This is a genomic window from Psychrobacter sp. AT9 (assembly GCF_047272965.1).
Taxonomy (GTDB): domain Bacteria; phylum Pseudomonadota; class Gammaproteobacteria; order Pseudomonadales; family Moraxellaceae; genus Psychrobacter; species Psychrobacter glaciei.
In genome coordinates this window covers 1,146,588-1,165,009 of record NZ_JBKOTW010000001.1, presented here as the reverse complement: position 1 = coordinate 1,165,009, position 18,422 = coordinate 1,146,588, and the positions used below count along the sequence as shown (strand labels likewise).

Here is an 18,422-nt window from a genome sequence, read left to right as displayed (position 1 = left end):
GTCACTGCATAATTTTAGTTCATTTATTTCACAACCCAATCCACTTAATTATTAATCTAAAGGATATCTATATGGCTATTAGCTTAACAAAAGGCGGCAACGTAAACTTATCAAAAGAAGCACCAGGTTTGACCAATATCACGGTCGGTCTTGGCTGGGATCCACGCGCCACTGACGGTCAAGAATTTGACTTGGATGCGATTGGCTTCTTGGTCAATGAAGCAGGTAAGGTTCGTAACGACCAAGATTTTATCTTTTTCAATAACTTAAAATCAGACAACGGCGCGGTTGAGCATACTGGTGATAACCGCACTGGTGAAGGCGATGGCGATGATGAAAAAATCAAAATCAACCTTGCTAGTATCCCTGCTGATGTCAGCAAAGTTGCTATTTGTGCCATCATTTATGAAGGTCAAAGCCGTAACCAAAACTTCGGTCAAGTAGGCGAAGCCTATATCCGTGTCGTAAACGACAATGGCGATACTGAAATCGCTCGTTATGACCTATCAGAAGACGGTAGCACTGAAACTGCGATGATCTTTGGCGAGTTGTATCGTCACAGCGGTGATTGGAAATTCCGCGCCGTTGGTCAAGGCTTCAGCGGTGGTCTTGGACCATTAGCCGGCTCTTATGGCGTCAACGTTTAGACGTTTATTAATAGCAACGTTAATCACTCAAACAGTTAATAGCGGCAGTCAGACACCTGATTGTCGGCTATCTACATAAGCCATCAAGTGTGCCCTTTTAAAGCATTTGATGGCTTTAAATTTAATAGCGTCTCTAAAATCAATCAAGTTAATGATTTAGAATCACAGATATCATATTAAAAAAGCATATTTCAACTGTATTAGAATAAGGATTTGCACCCCATGGCCGCAACGTTTAGCTTAATCGGTACCATTGAGCCTTTTTTACATTGCAATCTCAAAAAAGGCGACTCGATCTATTGTGAAGCCAATGCGATGGTCATGATGGAATCCAATCTTGAGCTTAAAGGTAAGCTGCAAGGTGGCCTCATGCAATCATTGATGCGCCGTTTTGCGAACGATGAATCATTGTTTCAGCAGCAAATTGAAGCGGTGAATGGTGAAGGCGATTGTTTGCTTGCGCCAACCTTGGATGGTGATATGCAAATCATTGATGTCGGTAATCAGCAATATACCTTGAGCGATGGCGCTTTCGTCGCTGCACAAACGGGTGTCGATATCAGAGCCAATATTCAACGTAACCTTGGCGGCGCAGTGTTTGGTGATACTGGTGGCTTTATGGTTATGCAGACGCAAGGTCAAGGTCAGGTCGTGGTATCTGGCTTTGGCTCGTTGTTTGAGATTGATGTCACCCCAGAAAAAGACGTCATCATCGATAATGGTCATGTGGTCTGTTGGGACTCAAATCTTGAGTACAAGCTGTCGGTCTCAACCAGCAAGAAGAAAGGTATCATGAGCAGCATCATCAATTCAGTCACTAGTGGCGAAGGCATGGTGTTGAACTTCTCAGGCAATGGTAAAGTCATCATCTGCTCACGCAATCGTGACAGCTATCAAGGCTGGCTACAAAGCATCTTGGGCAGTAGCTCCGGAGGTCGTGGCGGCGGTGGTGGTTTTTTAGATAATATTTTATAGCTTAATTTTTCAAGACAATTTTTCAAGACAATTTTACTCACAATTTATCACCCACAATTATTATAATATCATGTACAAAAATTTGATTAGTAAGGAAAACAAGTGCAAGTACTACGCCTTGTAGACTAAGCGAGTTCGACACAGCTAATCGTACTTTTGAAATTGATATAAGGATTTTATCATGGCAGTTAGTTTACAAAAGGGACAAAAAATATCCCTAAGCAAAGAAGCCGGCGGCGATCTGACTCAAGTAAAATTGGGTCTAGGTTGGGACGTAGCACAAGGACCACAAGAGAAAAAAGGTGGCTTCTTAGGCAAATTATTTGGCGGCGGTAGCGGCGGCGATTCTATCGATTTGGATGCTTCGTGCATCATGTTCGATAGCAACAAGCAGGCAGTCGATGCCATTTGGTTCAGCCAGCTCAAATCAAAAGATGGCAGCATCGTACACACAGGCGACAACCGTACTGGCGATGGCGATGGCGATGACGAAGTCATCAACGTCGATCTGTCTCGTATACCTGCCAATGTCGTCTCGCTGGTATTTACCGTCAATAGCTTTACCGGTCAAACGTTTGAGACAGTAGAAAACGCCTTTTGCCGTATCGTGAACGCCAATAATAACCAAGAGGTCGCGCGCTATAACCTATCAGCGCAAGGCAGTCATACAGCGATGGTAATGGCAAAAGTCTATCGTCATAATAACGAATGGAAAATGCATGCCATTGGCGAAACTGCCTCAGGTCGTACTTTCCATGATTTGATGCCTGCTATTACGCCACATGCTTAATAACTTATAAAGTCTAAATAGTTTTTGCTCGTAACGCTTGAAAATCAGCATTTTAAAACGTTAACGCTCAAAAGCAATCAGCCCGTCTATTTATAATAGACGGGCTGATTTTTTGTATTAAGGGGTGCTATTCAAGCACTTACTTACTACCACGTTTCCAGCTAAAGCCCCAATTAAAGGCTTTATCCATTTCTTGATGGCCTTTAAAGTATTGATTGATACGCTCAACGTTGATACTGCCTTGTTGATTGACCAAACGCGCAATGGCACACATTGGCAAGTTGCCTGTGCCTTCTGTTAAGCGCGTCTCAATCGGCGACTGATCGGGCACATGAATGGTCACTACCCCATCCGTTTTTGCCCAGTTCGGCGCGCCTTCGTAGATGAAAGCAAAGATAAATACTTCCTCAATTTGCGACCACTGCTGACCATTGATATCGAGCCACTCACCGCCACTCACTTGTCCTGTCCTATCATCAGCACGCAGACAGACGTAAGGTGCTGATTGCAAACTGCCAAAGCGATTACCTAAGGCTTGAATCAGGGTTTTTTCGCCATTTTTTAGATGAATCATTGCCCCGACATCAAGGTCAATACCGCCCGCTTTATGCTGCTTGAACAGATCACCCAACAAGCCTTTTTTCGGTGCTTGCTTATCCATATCTGGACGTTGGTTCCAGTTTAGGTTGACAGAGATTTTGCCAAAGTCATCGCGCTTCTTAAGATTGATACTGGATTGGTTTTTGGTTAAGGTGATTTTGCTTAAATTGATCGAAGGACTGGCTGGAATTGGTGGCGGCGTACTTGCTTGAGTGGCACTGCCTGCTTTTTGCGTGTTAATAGGTCTTTGCGTATTGATAGGTTGAGACTGACCCTGTGACTGGTTTTGATTTTGAGCCTGATTGTTGTTTTGAGATGGGGGCTGAGCTGGTGCTTCGTCGGCGATTTCAACACCGAAATGCTCAGACAACGGCTTCAGACCGCCTTCAAAACCTTGGGCAATAAAGCGAAACTTCCAGCTGCCCTGCCGACGATAGCATTCTGCAAGGATAATGGCTTTTTCATTACGCCCAGCACTACTAAGCTGACAAGTCATCAGCACTTGACTGCCTTGCAATACTTGGATATCAACATCACCGATTTGCGCCAAGGCTTGCGCGCTAGAAAATGCCAAGGCAATTTTGTCAATATTCGCCGGTTGCGCTGCTAAATTAATGTCGAAAAATCCATCACTATCGTGACCTCGGAAGCTGACATTGCCGTCATCACTACGCGTCTGCCCATAAAATATCATATCGCCATCACCACGTACTTTACCGTCAGTGGTCAAACGATAAGCAGCACAATCGATGGCATTTTGACTTAAAATGCGAATGCTAATATTGTCCGTCGGTAGTGGCGCATTGGCACCAGCAATCAGTTTTTGAGGTTGGTTCTGGCTCATCATATGTCCTTTGAGTTATTTATTATATTAGGGCGTGTTGAACATTCAACCATGGCACTGACAGAGACTATTTTTTAGACAGTTCGACGTTAAAAACAGTAAGTTTAGTTATTCTAAGCGTCTATTTTTAACAATGAAGTGGCAAAAAAGAGTTCTGTCTCCCTCTGTTGATATTAGAGCTGATGCTAAAACTTCCCCATACTGCGTTGTAAACCTAGTTAAGGCACTAGCATTACCGTCGTTTTACGCCTTGTTTGGAGCAGTTTTAGCGATCAGCAGTGCCTATTTGTGAATGTTCAACACGCCCTAATGTTTTTTATGTTCACTATCGTCGTATAGTAGCATGGATAATGTCAGATTTTTAATCAGCACACTAAGGCGTGCTCTCAATTCAATCGATGGTCATCGAAATGGGCTAAAAATGGCTAAATCTTGCCAAACAATGCCAAATAGCATCAAATAGCTGACTAATATCTCGATATCATCTGCGTTATTTTCCTTGCCTGACTGCAACCTATCTCATTTTTATCGCTATTTTTTAAATGAGGACACGCCCTAGAGCGTAGCATTTCTATATAATAGACTTTGCTATAAATGACGGCGCAGCGTGGCTTTTTTGGCAACGGATGAGTATTGACCATCTTGATAAGAAACGTGCGACAATCACACCCGGTTATCTAATACCTATAACACTTACCTATAACATTGATAATGATGCTGAGAGAATTATGAGTAACCTTGCTAACGATAGCCTTTCTATGACCCCCGTTGCCGCTTGGTTGGCAGAAGGTCAGTCTAGCCAGCGTGATATGTTAGCCAGCCTGCAAGCCCTAAAAGCACAAGCGCAATCGCCCTTTAATGTTATAGCGTCACACCGCCATGACAGACCTGAAATTTTTGAGTTTGCCGACAGCACATATATTGAGCCATCCAAAACCGTACTCGACAGTGATGAGCAAATCATACCTGAACCCGTCACACCGCGCTGGCAATTTGTCTTAGAGCAAGCCAAACAACACAACGTAAAAGTATTGCTGACTGGTCGTAATGGTATCGACTATGAAGCGCAGCGTGAGGCATTTAGTGCTGCTGGCATTCGATTATTGACAGGAGCAACCAGCGTCGCAGCATTAGAGTGTATCGATGATAAATTTGCCTTTATGCAGCAGTGCCATGCCCATAACATTCCGGTGGCAGACGCTTGGCGCTTTGACAATACTGCTGAGCTTGAAGCTTTACTTAGCGAGCATGGTCATCAGCCTTTATGCGTCAAACCGGTCACTGGTATTTTTGCACAAGGCTTTTGGCGGCTGGATCTGGCCAAAGACGATGGCGTGCATTACGATAGCTTTGAGCATTTATACTTTACCGAAGAGAAAAAAATCAATACCGCGCAGTTTGTGAATGCCTATACTCATAGCCAAATGGTACATGAGCGCCCTATTCCGATGCTGCTGATGCCTTACTTATCAGGGCAAGAGTATTCTATCGATGTTGTCTGTGAATATGGTGAAGTATTGGCAGCCGTTACTCGTCATAAAACTGGCAAAATCCAGCATGTCGGCTACGAGCAGGACGTTATGGATGTGGTGATTCCATTAATTAAAGCCTTTGGTTGCGATGGTATCGTCAGCGTACAGACCAAGGCAGATGATGACGGTCAACACCGTGTCCTTGAGATTAACAGTCGCCCTTCTGGCGGCATCGGTTATACAGCGCATAGCGGTATCGATCTCACACAAGTCGGATTTGCTTATTGGCTAGGATTAACGGCAAAGCCACAGTTAGAGGACATTGCTCAAAAAATTAAGCCTTGTCAGGTGCGCTCGCTGATGATGAGTGTCAAAATTGAAGAGACAGACGCTGAGTAACTTACTAAGTGAGGATATAGTCATTCCACTATAAAAGTATTACAGCGTTAACCTCGCTTGAAGTATCACATATACATCTACACTCGGTTGCCTTGTACTACTTTTAAATTGAATCGACTATAGGCCTCATTGACTATAAGCCTAATTGATAGTCAAGATCGTCAAGCACAAAAAAGGTTTTTAGATAGCAATCTAAAAACCTTTTTTACTGTTTACATCATACATTAACGATGAAAAACAACGGCTGAGAATTACTCGCCAAATACTAGTGTTGCTTTCTTAGGGGCATTCTTAGATGCAAGAACCCACAACAAGCTCAATACGATCGCTGAGCCAATAAAAATAATGATCGCTGAAGAGATTGCACTATCATGCGTATAACTCATAGACATCATATGGTTAGTAGCATCCATCTCCATAGCCGCCATACCAGTATAGTGCATACCACAAACGGCAAGACCCATAATGAACGCACTACCGAAACGCTGTAAGGTACCGCGTAGGTTAAATGCCAACCATAATGCCGCGATAGCAGCTACAATGGCAATAATCACTGAGGTGATCAGAAGTGGAATATTGTATGACATCGTAGCTTCCATCTGCATTGAAGCCATACCAGTATAGTGCATGGCTGCAACGCCAAGTCCAGTCAAGACACCACCGCCAATCAGTTTACTCATGCTAGACGCACCGCGCCCTACGATCATGATACCAATAGCCACAAAACCAACAGCAAGCAGCATCGAAACAATTGTCATGCCCAGATTATAGGTAACTGGCATTTTCATATCGACTGCCATCATACCAATATAATGCATTGACCAAATAGCACCACCAATGGCAATCGAAGATAGCGCGACCCAAAAATATAGGTCTGATCCTGGCTTAGCAGATGGCACTCGAATGGCAAGATTTAGACCCACATAAGAGCCGAACACTGCGATGGCATATGAAACCAACACCAAAAGCAGGTTATATTCAACTTCAATCATTTTTTCGCCTTTTGTATTTAATGAGAATTGAGCCTTTTAGCGTAGACTTGAATAAGCCCTTACACACCATGCGCTCACTATTGTTTTATATAGACATTGAGTCGTCTATGATTAATTTTGTTTACCCGATGGTAAATTCACAAATATTGGTACTACCAGCACCGCAGCTGGTTTCCTCAACTTGGACTGTCTCTATAGCAGGATTACTCGCCAAAAATCCTTCGATATAACCGATGACAAAATGACATCCTGAATGATTGCTGTCTGATGACTTACAGAATGGACATTTAATTAAAGAAACCACGTTATTCTTCGCTTTGACCTTACAAAACCCTTTCAAGGCTGGTACGAGTTCTCGGCTGATTGTCGTTGGCATTTTTAGTGGACTACCAAGTGAATAATCACGTTGATAAATACCACCGCCAACCTTTCGTCCTAACTGATGCAGTGCAGCGGCACGCTGATCGCTAGGCAAGCTAACCTCGTATTGGCTGACGATATCTGTTATTTTGGGGTATTGAGCACCAATAGCGGCTAACGTCGTTTTTTCATCCTCGCCTGTTTGCACAGGTGCTGATGATGAGATACCTTCTTCATCAATTTCGAGTTTAAACAAGGTACAACCATCAATAGAGGACAAGTCGTCGATCAAATCCGCTTGCGTCTTAGCGCCTATACTTCTCGCAATGACATGAATGATGTTGCCACCACTGCCTGATGATTCTTGTCTCTGGGAGACGAGCTGATAACCTGCTTTGATAAGTGGTGAAATAACATTAACCAAACGAATGCGTTCAGAAGACGTCTCTAATGCACAAGAAAATTTCAAAAGTCATTCCTTTTCTAAAATACTGCTAAGCTTTTATACCAAACCATTTGTATAAATCAGACAGCGAGCTTCTATCTCGTTAACTGTTATGTCGTATAAATATGATGGGAAGGCAATATGTAAAATTCTTTTCTAACTATGCGATTAAACATAGAGTGACTAAACCGTCTTACTTGTAATAACTGATAAATTTATAAGCATAGTTATCAAACACAGCATTACTCGCAGCTATGCAATTCTTAGCTTTTTGTATATTTAAAAATAAAAAGTGAGCGCTAAAATAAGACAGGAACGGTGGTCTCAGATACGGGGTTACTTTTGAAATCTCTTTACGAGCAGCAGGCTACAGTAAAGTTTCTAAACAGTAATGAATTTTTATCGCATTATCACGATATTCTTATGGTCTAGCAATACTTCACAAGCCATTGTCCGATAGGTGGTGACATTATCCGATAGATGGCTCAAGGCATAATACAGAATATAAGTTTACTAATTTATAGACATCTTATTTCTTTAAAGCCATGATTTGGATAAGGTTTTACTCAACTCAATAGAGTTTCTATCGAATCATATTAAAACTATGTGACGTTATTAATAGATTTTCTTTAGCTTCTATCATTCTTATTAATAGCGAAAGCTTGTCAGTAAAACATTGTGACGAGTACACGTTTTTTACTTTAAACTGACGCTATGCTTTTCACTTACTATTTACCCCATAGCATATTCATTTTTCTAAAATCACTGATATAACATCTGAGTTAAACTCTTAGCATAGCTAAATATGGTTTCTATCGCAGTCATACGAATAAAGCCTCCGCGCGAGTACGACTACACGAAAATATCAATTAGGATACATACGATGACAGCACAGACCACATTAGTGTTAGGCGCAAACACAGTGATCACTCAAGAACGCTGTACTGTTGAATTTACGACCTCAGATTCGCTTAGGTTTGGGCAGCAACTTGGACTATTATGGCTACCTCTAAATGAGCAGCGCAAAGCGGTCTGTAGTCCCGCCTATTTGCACGAGCCTAAAGACTGGGCAAAGCTGGACAATAGCGATACGCCACGCGAATGGCAGCTTGATTTACCTGATTTATTTGATGTGCAAGGGGTTAGCTTCTTACAACTAATCGCTTATACTTATCAAGAGCCAACACTTAATTTACCCGCTGTCGAATTACACAAGGTAAGTTTGACATTAAACGGTGGTGCTATTCACTATGACTTCCTAGCAAGCGAGCGCCATGTCAAAGCCGCAATCGTGTTTGAGATTTATAAACGCAATGGGCAATTTAAATGTCGAGCGCTCGGTGAAAGCTCGACTCAAGGACTGGCAAGCCTTGAGCAACGAGTACAAGTCAGTCTAGATATTCGTCCGCCAGATACTCATGCGCTCATTCAAGAGGCGCAGCAGCAGCAGCGTGGTTCTCCCAATAGTGACACTCGCACGCCTCGCCAAGTTCAAGCTGGTGAAACATGGACAGGTACGGCTTTTGCGATTGATGAGTATCACCTACTGACTTGTTATCATGTCATTGAATCGGCGGCGATGATTGGTGTACGCCAGCAAGGTCAGCCTGACCGTGAGGCGCAAGTGGTACTCAGTGATATCGGTAGCGATTCAGCCATTATTAGAGTGAGCGACCCTTTACCTTGCCACCTGCCATTGGCGCAGCAGTGTTCGGATATTTTGGGCGAGACTATCACCACTTTGGGCTTCCCGCTATCAGGACTTAGTAGTCAACTACAAGTCACGCAGGGCTGTATTTCAGGACTAACAGGCTTAAGCGATGACATTCGTTACATGCAATTTACCGCACCAATTCAGCCCGGCTCTAGTGGCAGTCCACTGTTACTGCCAACAGGCGAGGTAATCGGCATGGTGACTGCCAGCCTCGTCCATGAACATGCACAAAATATGAACTATGCGGTAAAATTTCAGTTATTATCTGCCCTACTTGCGAGCGCTGGTATCAGTTTGGATAGCGCTGCTCACGGATCTAACGCCACAACTGCTCCACTGACTACCCCGCAACTCAGTAAACAGAGTCGCGGGGCGCTTTGGCTGGTGGGCTGTCAAGGTTAAAATATCTAAAAAAATCAAGTTAATATAAAAATAGCCACTTCAACAGAGTGTGTTAAGGAATATGAATGTCAAACAAGCAACAAAGCACCACCATCACGCTACCACGCGGTACGCTTGATCTCACTTATCAAACGAATATGGTCGTGAGTAACCGTGATTCAGAAAGAGACGATAGCTATCAATTAAAAGACTTGCTTGGCTTTGCTCAGCGCATTAATCCCAAACGTGCATTTTTATTTGTATCAAAAGTGCTAGGTCGCCATATTCCAGTCGCGCCCAGTACCATGCGACATGCTTTTACGGATTTGGCAAACCTAGTGCCTAATGAATTGCCAACGCCAATTCTGGTCATTGGTATGGCAGAGACCGCTGTCGGTCTATCTGCTGGCGTCCATCAAGCATTACAAACGCGCTATCCTCAAGCGCTACTATTGAACTCTACTCGTCATGCACAACATGATGAAAATAGTGATCCTAATGGTGCCAACTCTTTACTGACGACTTTCTGTGAAGACCACAGTCATGCTAGCCAGCATTTGATTTATCAGAGCAAAGATAGCGTTACTCAGGAGCAGCTACTTGCTAGTAAAACGCTGATTATGGTCGATGATGAGGCGTCAACGGGTAATACATGCGTCAATGTCGTCACTGCCTTACGCAATGCAGGGCTGACACAATTAAAGCAAGTACATCTCACCACTTTGGTGGATTGGTCATTAGATCAAGAAAACACAAACAAGCAGACAGAGGATACCAAGCCTGCGCGGATGGCGGATCGTTTGACAGGTATTGAGTTTCATCGTCATCACTTACTGTCTGGCGCATGGCAATGGACAGATGCACCCAATCCTGAACCCATCACGATGCCATCGGTCGATACCACTGCTGCTGGTAGTCAGGCGCTTGGTCATACGGGCAACTGGGGGCGTTTTCCAACGCTAGATAGTACAGAGGGGTTTGATAAGTATCTTTCAAGTTTTCAGGCTGCATTTGCACGCTTTAATAACCAAGAAAGCTTTCTTGATCAAAAAAGCTTTGATGTTACTCAGTTGCCAAAAAGAATCTTGGTATTGGGCAGCAATGAGTTTGTTTGGTTACCGTTTTTATTGGCGGAATGGCTTGAGGCAGCGGCTCAAAAGTCAGATTCAGACACAGATGCTATCGTTAAATTTAGTGCGTTGACCCGCTCACCGATTGCGCTTGGTGGTGCAATTAAGACGATGCTGAGCTTTGGCGATAATTATGGGCTTGGTATGACCAATTTTGCTTATAATGTCGAGCCTAGTGATTGGGACTTGATCGTATTGTGTGTAGAAACCTCAAGCGATAGTGTTGATGACCTGTGGCAAAATTTAGATAATGTACTGGTGGTAAGTCCTACGCTGTAAGTTATTCAATGATTTTCAAACCCACGATTTACGGACATTTCTATGACTACGCCATTTTTCCAAGCCAACCCCGACATTATTAAACCTTACACACTTATGGATTTGGACGATACCTTGTTTCAAACCCAGCGTAAAATCGACGCATGGGATTTGCCTACTACTGAACCTGAAAATTTGGTTTGCGCCACGGTCAATAAGCAAGGCGAACCGTTAAGCTTTATGAGTCAGCGCCAAGCCTCACTCTTTAATTGGCTATTGGCTAGTACCGAATTGATAGTAGTGACGGCACGTGACCGCGATGAAATAAAACGTGTTAAATTGCCTTTTTACAGTTGGCAAGTCTTAACCCATGGCGCGATTATTTTAACGGCTGAGGGTGAGCTGTTAAGCGCATGGCAGCAGTATATGCATGAGCAGCTTGCACCATTACAAGCCAAACTAAAGCAGTTGACTGACTTGATTGGTAATCATAACCAAGAAGACATTGGGGCTAATAATGGCTTAAAACTTACCCCGCATAGCGATGTTTTTATTGCCAGTGAACTCACTATTTATTTGGCGATTAAACACGCGCAAAAAGATCATCAAGTATTAGCCGATTTAGCCAAGCAGCTACCCACACTCATACCAAATTTTGATCAAGATTTTTATGTCCATGTGAATGCCAATAACTTAGCGATACTGCCGCATGCGGTTCACAAGCGCCATGCAGTACAGTTTTTATTAGAGAATTATTTAGACAGCCAGCGCCCCAGTTTTGGTTTTGGTGATAGCTTAGCCGACTTGCCTTTTCTACAGCTATTGGACTGGTACGGTATGCCCAACCATGGTCAGCTACATGACCATCTTAGTTCTCAACAATTATAACAACAGTAGCTTATACGAGTAAAAGACCTTCTATGACTAACCTTTATATTCAAAAACTAGAGAAATACGGCTCAGGCAGCTATCTTGCCAGCGATGTGACCGTGCTGCTCGATATTGTCGATAAAGACGCGGTCGCTGATGTACCTGTTAGCCAAAAAGAAGCGCTGATCCAAAGTGGGCAACGGCACTATTCAGATATGCTGACCTTAGAGGTCGCGCCAACTGCGATGCATGAGCAGCTATATTCTCAGGCGCTAAAGCAAGGCACAACGAGGACTGCGACTGATATTGCCAACTTGGCTTACACATTGCACAATACTTTCGAGCAAGCGGTTAACGCTGAACGCCCATTAGTATTGGTCAGCTTGGTGCGAGCTGGTTTGCCGATTGGGGTATTATTGCAGCGTGCTTTAACAGATATCGATAGCAGCTACACATTGCCATGTGTGCATTATGGCATCAGCATCATTCGAGATCGCGGGCTTGATCCAGTCGCTTTGCAAATGCTGCTGGATGCTTATCCAAACAGTCCGATAGTATTCGTCGATGGCTGGACAGGAAAAGGTGCCATTTATCAAGAATTGGCGCGGAGTCTTGAAGCCTTTAGCGACCCTAGTCATGCACATTTTGCCAATATTTTTCATCGAAGCACTTTTGGTCAAGATACTTTTGATCAAAGCACTTCTGATCAAGGTACTGTCAATAACACTACCGTCATACCCCTCTTAACACTCGCTGATCCCGCTGGTGTTGCTTGGCTGTCGGCTAGTGAAGAAGATTGGTTGATACCATCGGGACTGCTAAACAGTACCGTCTCGGGTTTGATTTCGCGTAGCTTATATACCGAGCCGCAATCAGGTCTCCATCGCAGCGTCTTTTATGATAATTTGGTCGCGGTAGATCATAGCTTAGCATTTATCAATCATATTGATGCGGCACGGCGTTCATTGAGCACACCCCCACAGTGCTTGCCAACCTACCAGCAGCCGCGCTACCAAACTGCTGAATTAATCAATAAGCTGGCAGCGGACTACGCTATCACCAATCGTAACCGTATTAAGCCAACGATTGCGGAGGCAACACGGGCGATATTGCGCCGTGACCCTGAGCGCATCCTATTAGCCACTGCTGAGCATCCTGATACTGTATTGTTGCGACATTTATGTGCGCAGCGAAATATCAATATCAGTGTATTAGGTGATAAAATACTACCCTATCAAGCCATCACTCTTATCAAGCAGCGTAGCAAAGACAGTTGAATCAACGATATAAGCTGTCTGTTATGACCATGTATAACCACTCATTTATCACTATTTACGATGCCAATTATGTCAAACAACGAATCAAACCTTTATAACTATACTCAGTCTTATGCGCATCTCATCACTGAACGGCATGTGATGGTCAAGCCCAGTACTCATCATCCGTATCAGCTAGGTGCAAGCCTTTATATGCCTGCTACTCGCCAAGATATTTGGCAAGTTATTAAGCGTGATAAATTACCAACGATTAATAGTATTATTATCTGCCTAGAAGATGCCGTTAGTCACAGCGATGTCGAGCTGGCACTGACACGACTGCAAACCCTGCTCAATACTTGGGCGATACACGTCGATAGTATCAATGATCCATCAAGAGAATCTGGCATTCAATCAGAGCAGCAATCAGAGCAAAAAAACCAGCATCCGACGCGTCCACTGGTCTTTATACGTCCGCGCAATCCGATGATGTTGCAACAACTGGCAGACTATACTCATATAGATCTTATCGACGGCTTCGTCATGCCCAAAGTCGATATGTATAGCTTATCCGACTGGCGGATGGCCTGTCAGAATCTCAGCATCGATCAGTTGCTCATGCCCACGCTTGAGACCGCTGCGCTATTTAACCCGCATCACAATCAAGAACTGGCCATTGGTTTTAAAGAAGCCTTTAGCCAGCCAGTCTTTGCTCTACGTATCGGCGGCAATGACTTGTTTGCCGCGCTGCGCTTGCGCCGTCCGAAAAACAGTATTGTCTATGACACCCCTATCGGTACTCTTGTTTATCAGCTGCTTGGCTGCTTTGTGCCGCATGGCTTTTACCTCACTGCGCCGGTCTTTGAGTATTTAGATCAGCCAACGCTGTTTATGCAAGAGCTGACCCGAGATGTCAGCTTGGGCTTAGTCGGTAAAACAGTCATCCATCCTAGCCAAATCGCTTTAGTCCAACAGGCCTACTGTGTGCCGATGAGCACGTTAGATGAGGCACAAGCCATATTGCATAGCGAAGCCAAAGCGGTGTTTAAATACAACAACACCATGCTAGAGCCTGCCACGCATCGTGCATGGGCAACCGAAATCGTCAATCGTGCCGACGTATTCGGCACCATCAATGATGGTCATAGTGACTATGCATCGCGACTGTAGCTTTAGCTACACATCACGCCTAGAGCTCTAGCTTAGTTAGCATTAAAACCAAAGACACCGTTATCAAATCAATGATAACGGCGTCTTTATTATTATGAGTTAGCAGTATTTATCATACACAGCTCGTCAAAAAATGACTGAGCACTTTATTGACCTGTTCAGGCTCTTCTACCGTTGAAGTATGTCCAGAGCCTTTTATTATCGCAAGCTTAGAGCCATCGATGGCGAAGTGCATACGCTCAGCTTTGTCGTAAGGAGTAGCGACATCCTCATCACCAACGATGATTAAAGTAGGCGTCGTGATGCTATCAAGCTGATCATAGACAGCGTCACGTTCGATGACTCCCATCGTGGCTTTGACGACGCCACCTTTGCGATTACCGTTGAGCATCGCCAACCATTCTTTTTGATCGGTTTTACGGGCTTTGTCTGTCAAAAAAGTGCTGCCAAACATAATAGGCATGACTTTTTTACTCACCCTTTTCATACCCAACCAACGAATAGCCGTAATGAGCTTTTTGTAGCCAGGAATATTATCAGGGTCTTCAGCATCAGCCGAAGTATCTATTAGGGTTAATGAGTTTAGCAGCTCTGGTTTTTTGATAGCGATGCGTTGTCCAACGAAGCCGCCCATCGATAGACCGACATAATGACAGCTGTCTATATCGAGCGCTGCTAGTAGACCAATAGCATCATCTGCCAAGGTGTCCATGTCGTAGCCGTCTTTGGTAATTTGCGACTGACCTTGTCCGCGAAAGTCAAAAGCGATGCAGCGATAGCTGTCCTGAAAATGCTCAACTTGTTTGTCATAGATTCTAGTGTTCCAAAGTAGCCCGTGAGCAAAGACCATGACTGGTTTTTGCGTATCGTTTGGGGCGCTATCTTCGTAATAGATATTGGCGTTATTGATTTTTATCTTTGGCATAACAACTTCCTTGTGTAATCGATTAAAAAATTAATGTTCAACAGACCCTAAGCATATGACTGTCTTTTCTTTTTAGCCCTGTCTTTCTAACACTTTACTTTTTCCACTGTTCTTTTAGCATAATTCACCAGCCACTCAGTTAATAGTCTTATTTCTGAATGGGCCGTTTTTATCGGGGCCTCCTAAGGAATTAGCACAGCGAGATAAATTAAACCACACTGTCGATTTGTCCTAAGCGCCCACAAAACCTGCTTTTATAATCATAGCAAGCTGCTATAGTAATCAATAGTGAATTATTTGTTACAAAACCTGCTCAGCTTCTATTTTAAACCCTCTATTACCCAGCTAATTTAACTAAGGAAAGCCAAGATGTCACCATCTCTAGTCGAGTATCAAAGCGAAAATCATATCGCTACCATCACCATGAACGATCCTAAGACCCTGAATGCCTTTAGCACGCCATTAAAAAACGCAATGATAGATGCGCTTGATAAAGCGGATAAAGACGCAGACGTACGCGTGATTGTGCTACAAGGGTCAAATAATAATTTTTCTAGTGGTGGTCATATCGGTGAAATGCTAGAGAACGGTATGGAGTCTGAGGCATTGGTCGCAAAGCTTGATTTTATGCTACGTGAAGTCGCTGAAGTGAGTTTAAAGCTGCGTAATATTCACAAGCCAATTATTGCTAAATTGGAAGGTGCGGTCGCTGGTGCGGGCATGAATCTGGCACTGACTTGCGATTTCCGTATCGCCGCTGACAATGCAAAATTCGTCCAAGCCTTTGTCAATATCGGTTTGATTCCAGATGCTGGTGGTATTTATCTACTAAATCAATTGATTGGTGCTGCCAAGACCACTGAGCTGGTGATGCTAGGTGATAAGCTCAAAGCAGACGATGTGGCACGTTTAGACTTAGTAAATAGTGTCGTCAGCGCAGGTGAATTAGACGCAAGCGTGCAGGCTCTTGCCACTCGTTTGAGTCAATTACCGGGTAAAGCATTGGCGTCAATGAAGCATATGATTAATGTTCACGCTTTTTCTGGTCTCAATGAAGCGCTTGATATGGAAGTTGAACAACAAAACATGATGGCAGTCACGGATGACTTTAAAGAAGGCATTACCGCTTTTATGGAAAAGCGCAAGCCAGTTTATCAGGGAAAATAACTGGGTAATAGGCTGTTCAATTTGGCGGCTGAACCTATTCTTAACCAGATAATTCACTATTCATAGCATCAAAAAAAGGGCTGCCAATATGGTAGCCCTTTTTTCGTTTATGTCTGTGGTTAAGAAGCAGATGCTGACTTATAGTGATAAGGTAAGGTAAATACCTTGTCAAAAATAAAGGTAAACACAAAATTATAAATCAAGAAAAATACGAGTAAAGCGGCTTCCATTATAAATGCTTGGAGCAAACCAACCTGATACCAAAACATATATAACGGCAAACAGATCAAAACCAAACCGATTTCAAATATCAATGCATGGACACTACGAATCAGCAGCGTGCGCTCTGCTATCTGCCTGCGCTCCTCCCAAGTCTCAAAAGCGGTGTTGTATACAAAGTTCCAAATGATTGCAGCCAAAGATACCATCATCGCGACGGGTAGAGAGTCTGCTGCATCGCTATTGCTTAGCTTCATTAATACAAAGGTAGAGGAAATAATTGCGATAATCTCAAACACAATCACGTAGACGATACGACGTTTGAGTGGGGATAAAGTAATCAACCAAGACTCCAAAGCACCTAAGTGCATATCAAAGTATCGGTCCGTCCCGAGAGAAAAAATATAGATTGAGTGCAGAGCCACGGTTTCCGCCTGCGCTTATATTATACAGAAGATAACTGAGAAAATCAGTTAGTGCTTATAGCAAAACAAAAGTAATAAAGGGCTTATTTAAATAACTTATTGTTCTGTGCCAATAAACAATTGGCAAAAGGTATCATAATCTATTATTTCAATTCCCGCATATCTTCTTCTTGCTTGAACAACTTCCTCAGGTGAGGAGTTTTCCCAACTTCCAACGACTAGTACTAATTTGGGGTTTTTAACTTCAATCCCATACTTTTCTTTTGCAAAATCTGAATTTTTTTGATATGTAAAATACTCTTCGTAATTGGCAAGTTGTGCAACACCTTCCTCGACATAATCAATAAACCTACGTCTTTTTCTTCCACCTTTAGTAATATTTTTTTTTGCTAACGCAGCAGTTTTCAAATCATATATATCATAATATCCATCAGAGCGTTTAATCAGCAAGTCAGGATTTATTGCAGTATCATCACATGTCCCATCATGTTCAAGCCACTTTAAATAAGGCTCATATTCAAAGTGTTCTGTTTTAAATGCTTTTTTTATTATTTCAGGGTGTAATTTTAAGAACTCTCCAATTGTAGTTTCATGTATTCCAGGAAATAAATACATACTTTGCAATTGACCTGCAACAATAAGTTGCTCTTCGCTTTTTCCTTTAACGGTATGAATACCTTTAACTTCTTTTTCACTTAAATTTTTATTAAAAAAATCGATTAATTCTATTTTAGTTACAGCACTTTTAAAAATGTATGTGGCCAATATATTTTTACAACGATATAGATTATCTAACCGATTTACAAGAATACAGTTTTCAATTGAACATGACTCAAAATTTTCTCCGAAAGAAAAGACACTTCCTTTACCACCTGTTCTATTTAACTTTGAACCATAAGTTTCTATAGATGGAAATCTTTCTTTCAGCGCTTTAAAGTCTGCATCTTGAGCTAAACACAAAAATCTAAATCCAGAATTTTTACCCTCAAGGTTAAAGCAAGGATCAGGTTTCGAACCATCAAATTGACTTAAATAACGATATATAGATTTTTCCTTATGCCTTTTTACTGTAAGACCATCATATACTCTAACAGCACCTATAAGCTCAGCTACATAGTACCCAGAACAATTTGTAATTAATAAAATGTTTGGATAAAGTATAGTATTACCTTGTGAATCTAGACTCCCTTCTTTCTGCATCTCTAATACATATTTAAAATAACTTTCAAATATACTTTTAACCTCTGAAACATATTTTTCAAACAGCATTAAAACCTCTATATTATTAAAAGCCAGTTAATATCTCGTTGATATGCATTTACAAAGAAGTAAGTATAACGTTAGAACAGTAAAGTTAAGCATATAAATTAAAGTTTTAATTAT

Annotated in this window: 16 protein-coding genes; 10 read left to right on the top strand and 6 right to left on the bottom strand. The window is 42.6% G+C overall.

The window, feature by feature from the left end; genetic code table 11:
- Window positions 1–71: 71 nt before the first annotated feature.
- The 3 genes from ACMFL8_RS05105 (at window position 72) to ACMFL8_RS05095 (ending at window position 2,412) form a co-directional block, all read left to right on the top strand.
- Complete coding sequence (locus ACMFL8_RS05105; RefSeq protein WP_189584493.1) at window positions 72–647, top strand: TerD family protein; 576 nt, start codon at window positions 72–74, stop codon at window positions 645–647.
- A 222-nt stretch (window positions 648–869) separates the two neighbouring features.
- Entirely contained in the window at window positions 870–1,622 is a 753-nt protein-coding gene (locus tag ACMFL8_RS05100) for a TIGR00266 family protein (protein WP_189584490.1), read from the top strand.
- Between the two features lie 181 nt (window positions 1,623–1,803).
- The gene (locus ACMFL8_RS05095) at window positions 1,804–2,412 is read left to right on the top strand and encodes a TerD family protein (RefSeq protein ID WP_010199561.1); all 609 of its coding nucleotides are present in this window, start codon (window positions 1,804–1,806) and stop codon (window positions 2,410–2,412) included.
- 139 nt (window positions 2,413–2,551) lie between these two features.
- On the opposite strand, the gene ACMFL8_RS05090 is transcribed toward ACMFL8_RS05095, so the two are convergent.
- On the bottom strand, window positions 2,552–3,856 hold the full coding sequence (locus ACMFL8_RS05090) for a TerD family protein (RefSeq protein WP_201591534.1): 1,305 nt from the start codon (window positions 3,854–3,856) through the stop codon (window positions 2,552–2,554).
- A 728-nt stretch (window positions 3,857–4,584) separates the two neighbouring features.
- Here ACMFL8_RS05090 and ACMFL8_RS05085 point away from each other — a divergent pair.
- Window positions 4,585–5,727, top strand: a complete 1,143-nt coding sequence (locus tag ACMFL8_RS05085) for an ATP-grasp domain-containing protein (RefSeq protein WP_413191368.1) — start codon at window positions 4,585–4,587, stop codon at window positions 5,725–5,727.
- 251 nt (window positions 5,728–5,978) lie between these two features.
- Here ACMFL8_RS05085 and ACMFL8_RS05080 read toward each other — a convergent pair whose 3' ends face one another.
- Together ACMFL8_RS05080 and ACMFL8_RS05075 are read right to left on the bottom strand one after the other, a co-directional pair.
- The gene (locus ACMFL8_RS05080; protein WP_352310161.1) at window positions 5,979–6,719 is read right to left on the bottom strand and encodes an MHYT domain-containing protein; all 741 of its coding nucleotides are present in this window, start codon (window positions 6,717–6,719) and stop codon (window positions 5,979–5,981) included.
- Window positions 6,720–6,840: 121 nt separating this feature from the next.
- Window positions 6,841–7,548 (bottom strand): hypothetical protein, encoded by a 708-nt coding sequence (locus ACMFL8_RS05075; RefSeq protein ID WP_352310162.1) that lies wholly within the window; start codon window positions 7,546–7,548, stop codon window positions 6,841–6,843.
- 859 nt (window positions 7,549–8,407) lie between these two features.
- Between ACMFL8_RS05075 and ACMFL8_RS05070 the strand changes: the two genes are divergently transcribed.
- From ACMFL8_RS05070 to ACMFL8_RS05050, 5 genes are all read left to right on the top strand, one after another.
- On the top strand, window positions 8,408–9,640 hold the full coding sequence (locus ACMFL8_RS05070; RefSeq protein ID WP_201591542.1) for a S1 family peptidase: 1,233 nt from the start codon (window positions 8,408–8,410) through the stop codon (window positions 9,638–9,640).
- A 65-nt stretch (window positions 9,641–9,705) separates the two neighbouring features.
- Window positions 9,706–11,028, top strand: coding sequence for a phosphoribosyltransferase domain-containing protein (locus ACMFL8_RS05065; RefSeq protein ID WP_413190269.1), 1,323 nt, complete (start codon window positions 9,706–9,708; stop codon window positions 11,026–11,028).
- A gap of 42 nt (window positions 11,029–11,070) precedes the next feature.
- Window positions 11,071–11,895, top strand: a complete 825-nt coding sequence (locus ACMFL8_RS05060) for an HAD hydrolase family protein (RefSeq protein ID WP_413190268.1) — start codon at window positions 11,071–11,073, stop codon at window positions 11,893–11,895.
- A 32-nt stretch (window positions 11,896–11,927) separates the two neighbouring features.
- Window positions 11,928–13,154, top strand: coding sequence for a cysteine protease StiP domain-containing protein (locus tag ACMFL8_RS05055; RefSeq protein ID WP_413190267.1), 1,227 nt, complete (start codon window positions 11,928–11,930; stop codon window positions 13,152–13,154).
- A 69-nt stretch (window positions 13,155–13,223) separates the two neighbouring features.
- Window positions 13,224–14,303 carry an HpcH/HpaI aldolase/citrate lyase family protein gene (locus ACMFL8_RS05050; RefSeq protein WP_413190266.1) on the top strand — a complete coding sequence of 360 codons (1,080 nt, stop codon included), beginning with the start codon at window positions 13,224–13,226 and terminating at the stop codon, window positions 14,301–14,303.
- Window positions 14,304–14,415: 112 nt separating this feature from the next.
- On the opposite strand, the gene ACMFL8_RS05045 is transcribed toward ACMFL8_RS05050, so the two are convergent.
- On the bottom strand, window positions 14,416–15,228 hold the full coding sequence (locus tag ACMFL8_RS05045; protein ID WP_194620091.1) for an alpha/beta fold hydrolase: 813 nt from the start codon (window positions 15,226–15,228) through the stop codon (window positions 14,416–14,418).
- A 369-nt stretch (window positions 15,229–15,597) separates the two neighbouring features.
- Here ACMFL8_RS05045 and ACMFL8_RS05040 point away from each other — a divergent pair, with 369 nt between their 5' ends.
- The gene (locus ACMFL8_RS05040) at window positions 15,598–16,395 is read left to right on the top strand and encodes an enoyl-CoA hydratase/isomerase family protein (protein ID WP_194620093.1); all 798 of its coding nucleotides are present in this window, start codon (window positions 15,598–15,600) and stop codon (window positions 16,393–16,395) included.
- Between the two features lie 119 nt (window positions 16,396–16,514).
- On the opposite strand, the gene ACMFL8_RS05035 is transcribed toward ACMFL8_RS05040, so the two are convergent.
- Together ACMFL8_RS05035 and ACMFL8_RS05030 are read right to left on the bottom strand one after the other, a co-directional pair.
- The gene (locus ACMFL8_RS05035) at window positions 16,515–16,958 is read right to left on the bottom strand and encodes a PACE efflux transporter (RefSeq protein WP_194620095.1); all 444 of its coding nucleotides are present in this window, start codon (window positions 16,956–16,958) and stop codon (window positions 16,515–16,517) included.
- 177 nt (window positions 16,959–17,135) lie between these two features.
- The gene (locus tag ACMFL8_RS05030; protein WP_413190265.1) at window positions 17,136–18,308 is read right to left on the bottom strand and encodes a Shedu anti-phage system protein SduA domain-containing protein; all 1,173 of its coding nucleotides are present in this window, start codon (window positions 18,306–18,308) and stop codon (window positions 17,136–17,138) included.
- Window positions 18,309–18,422: the final 114 nt, after the last annotated feature.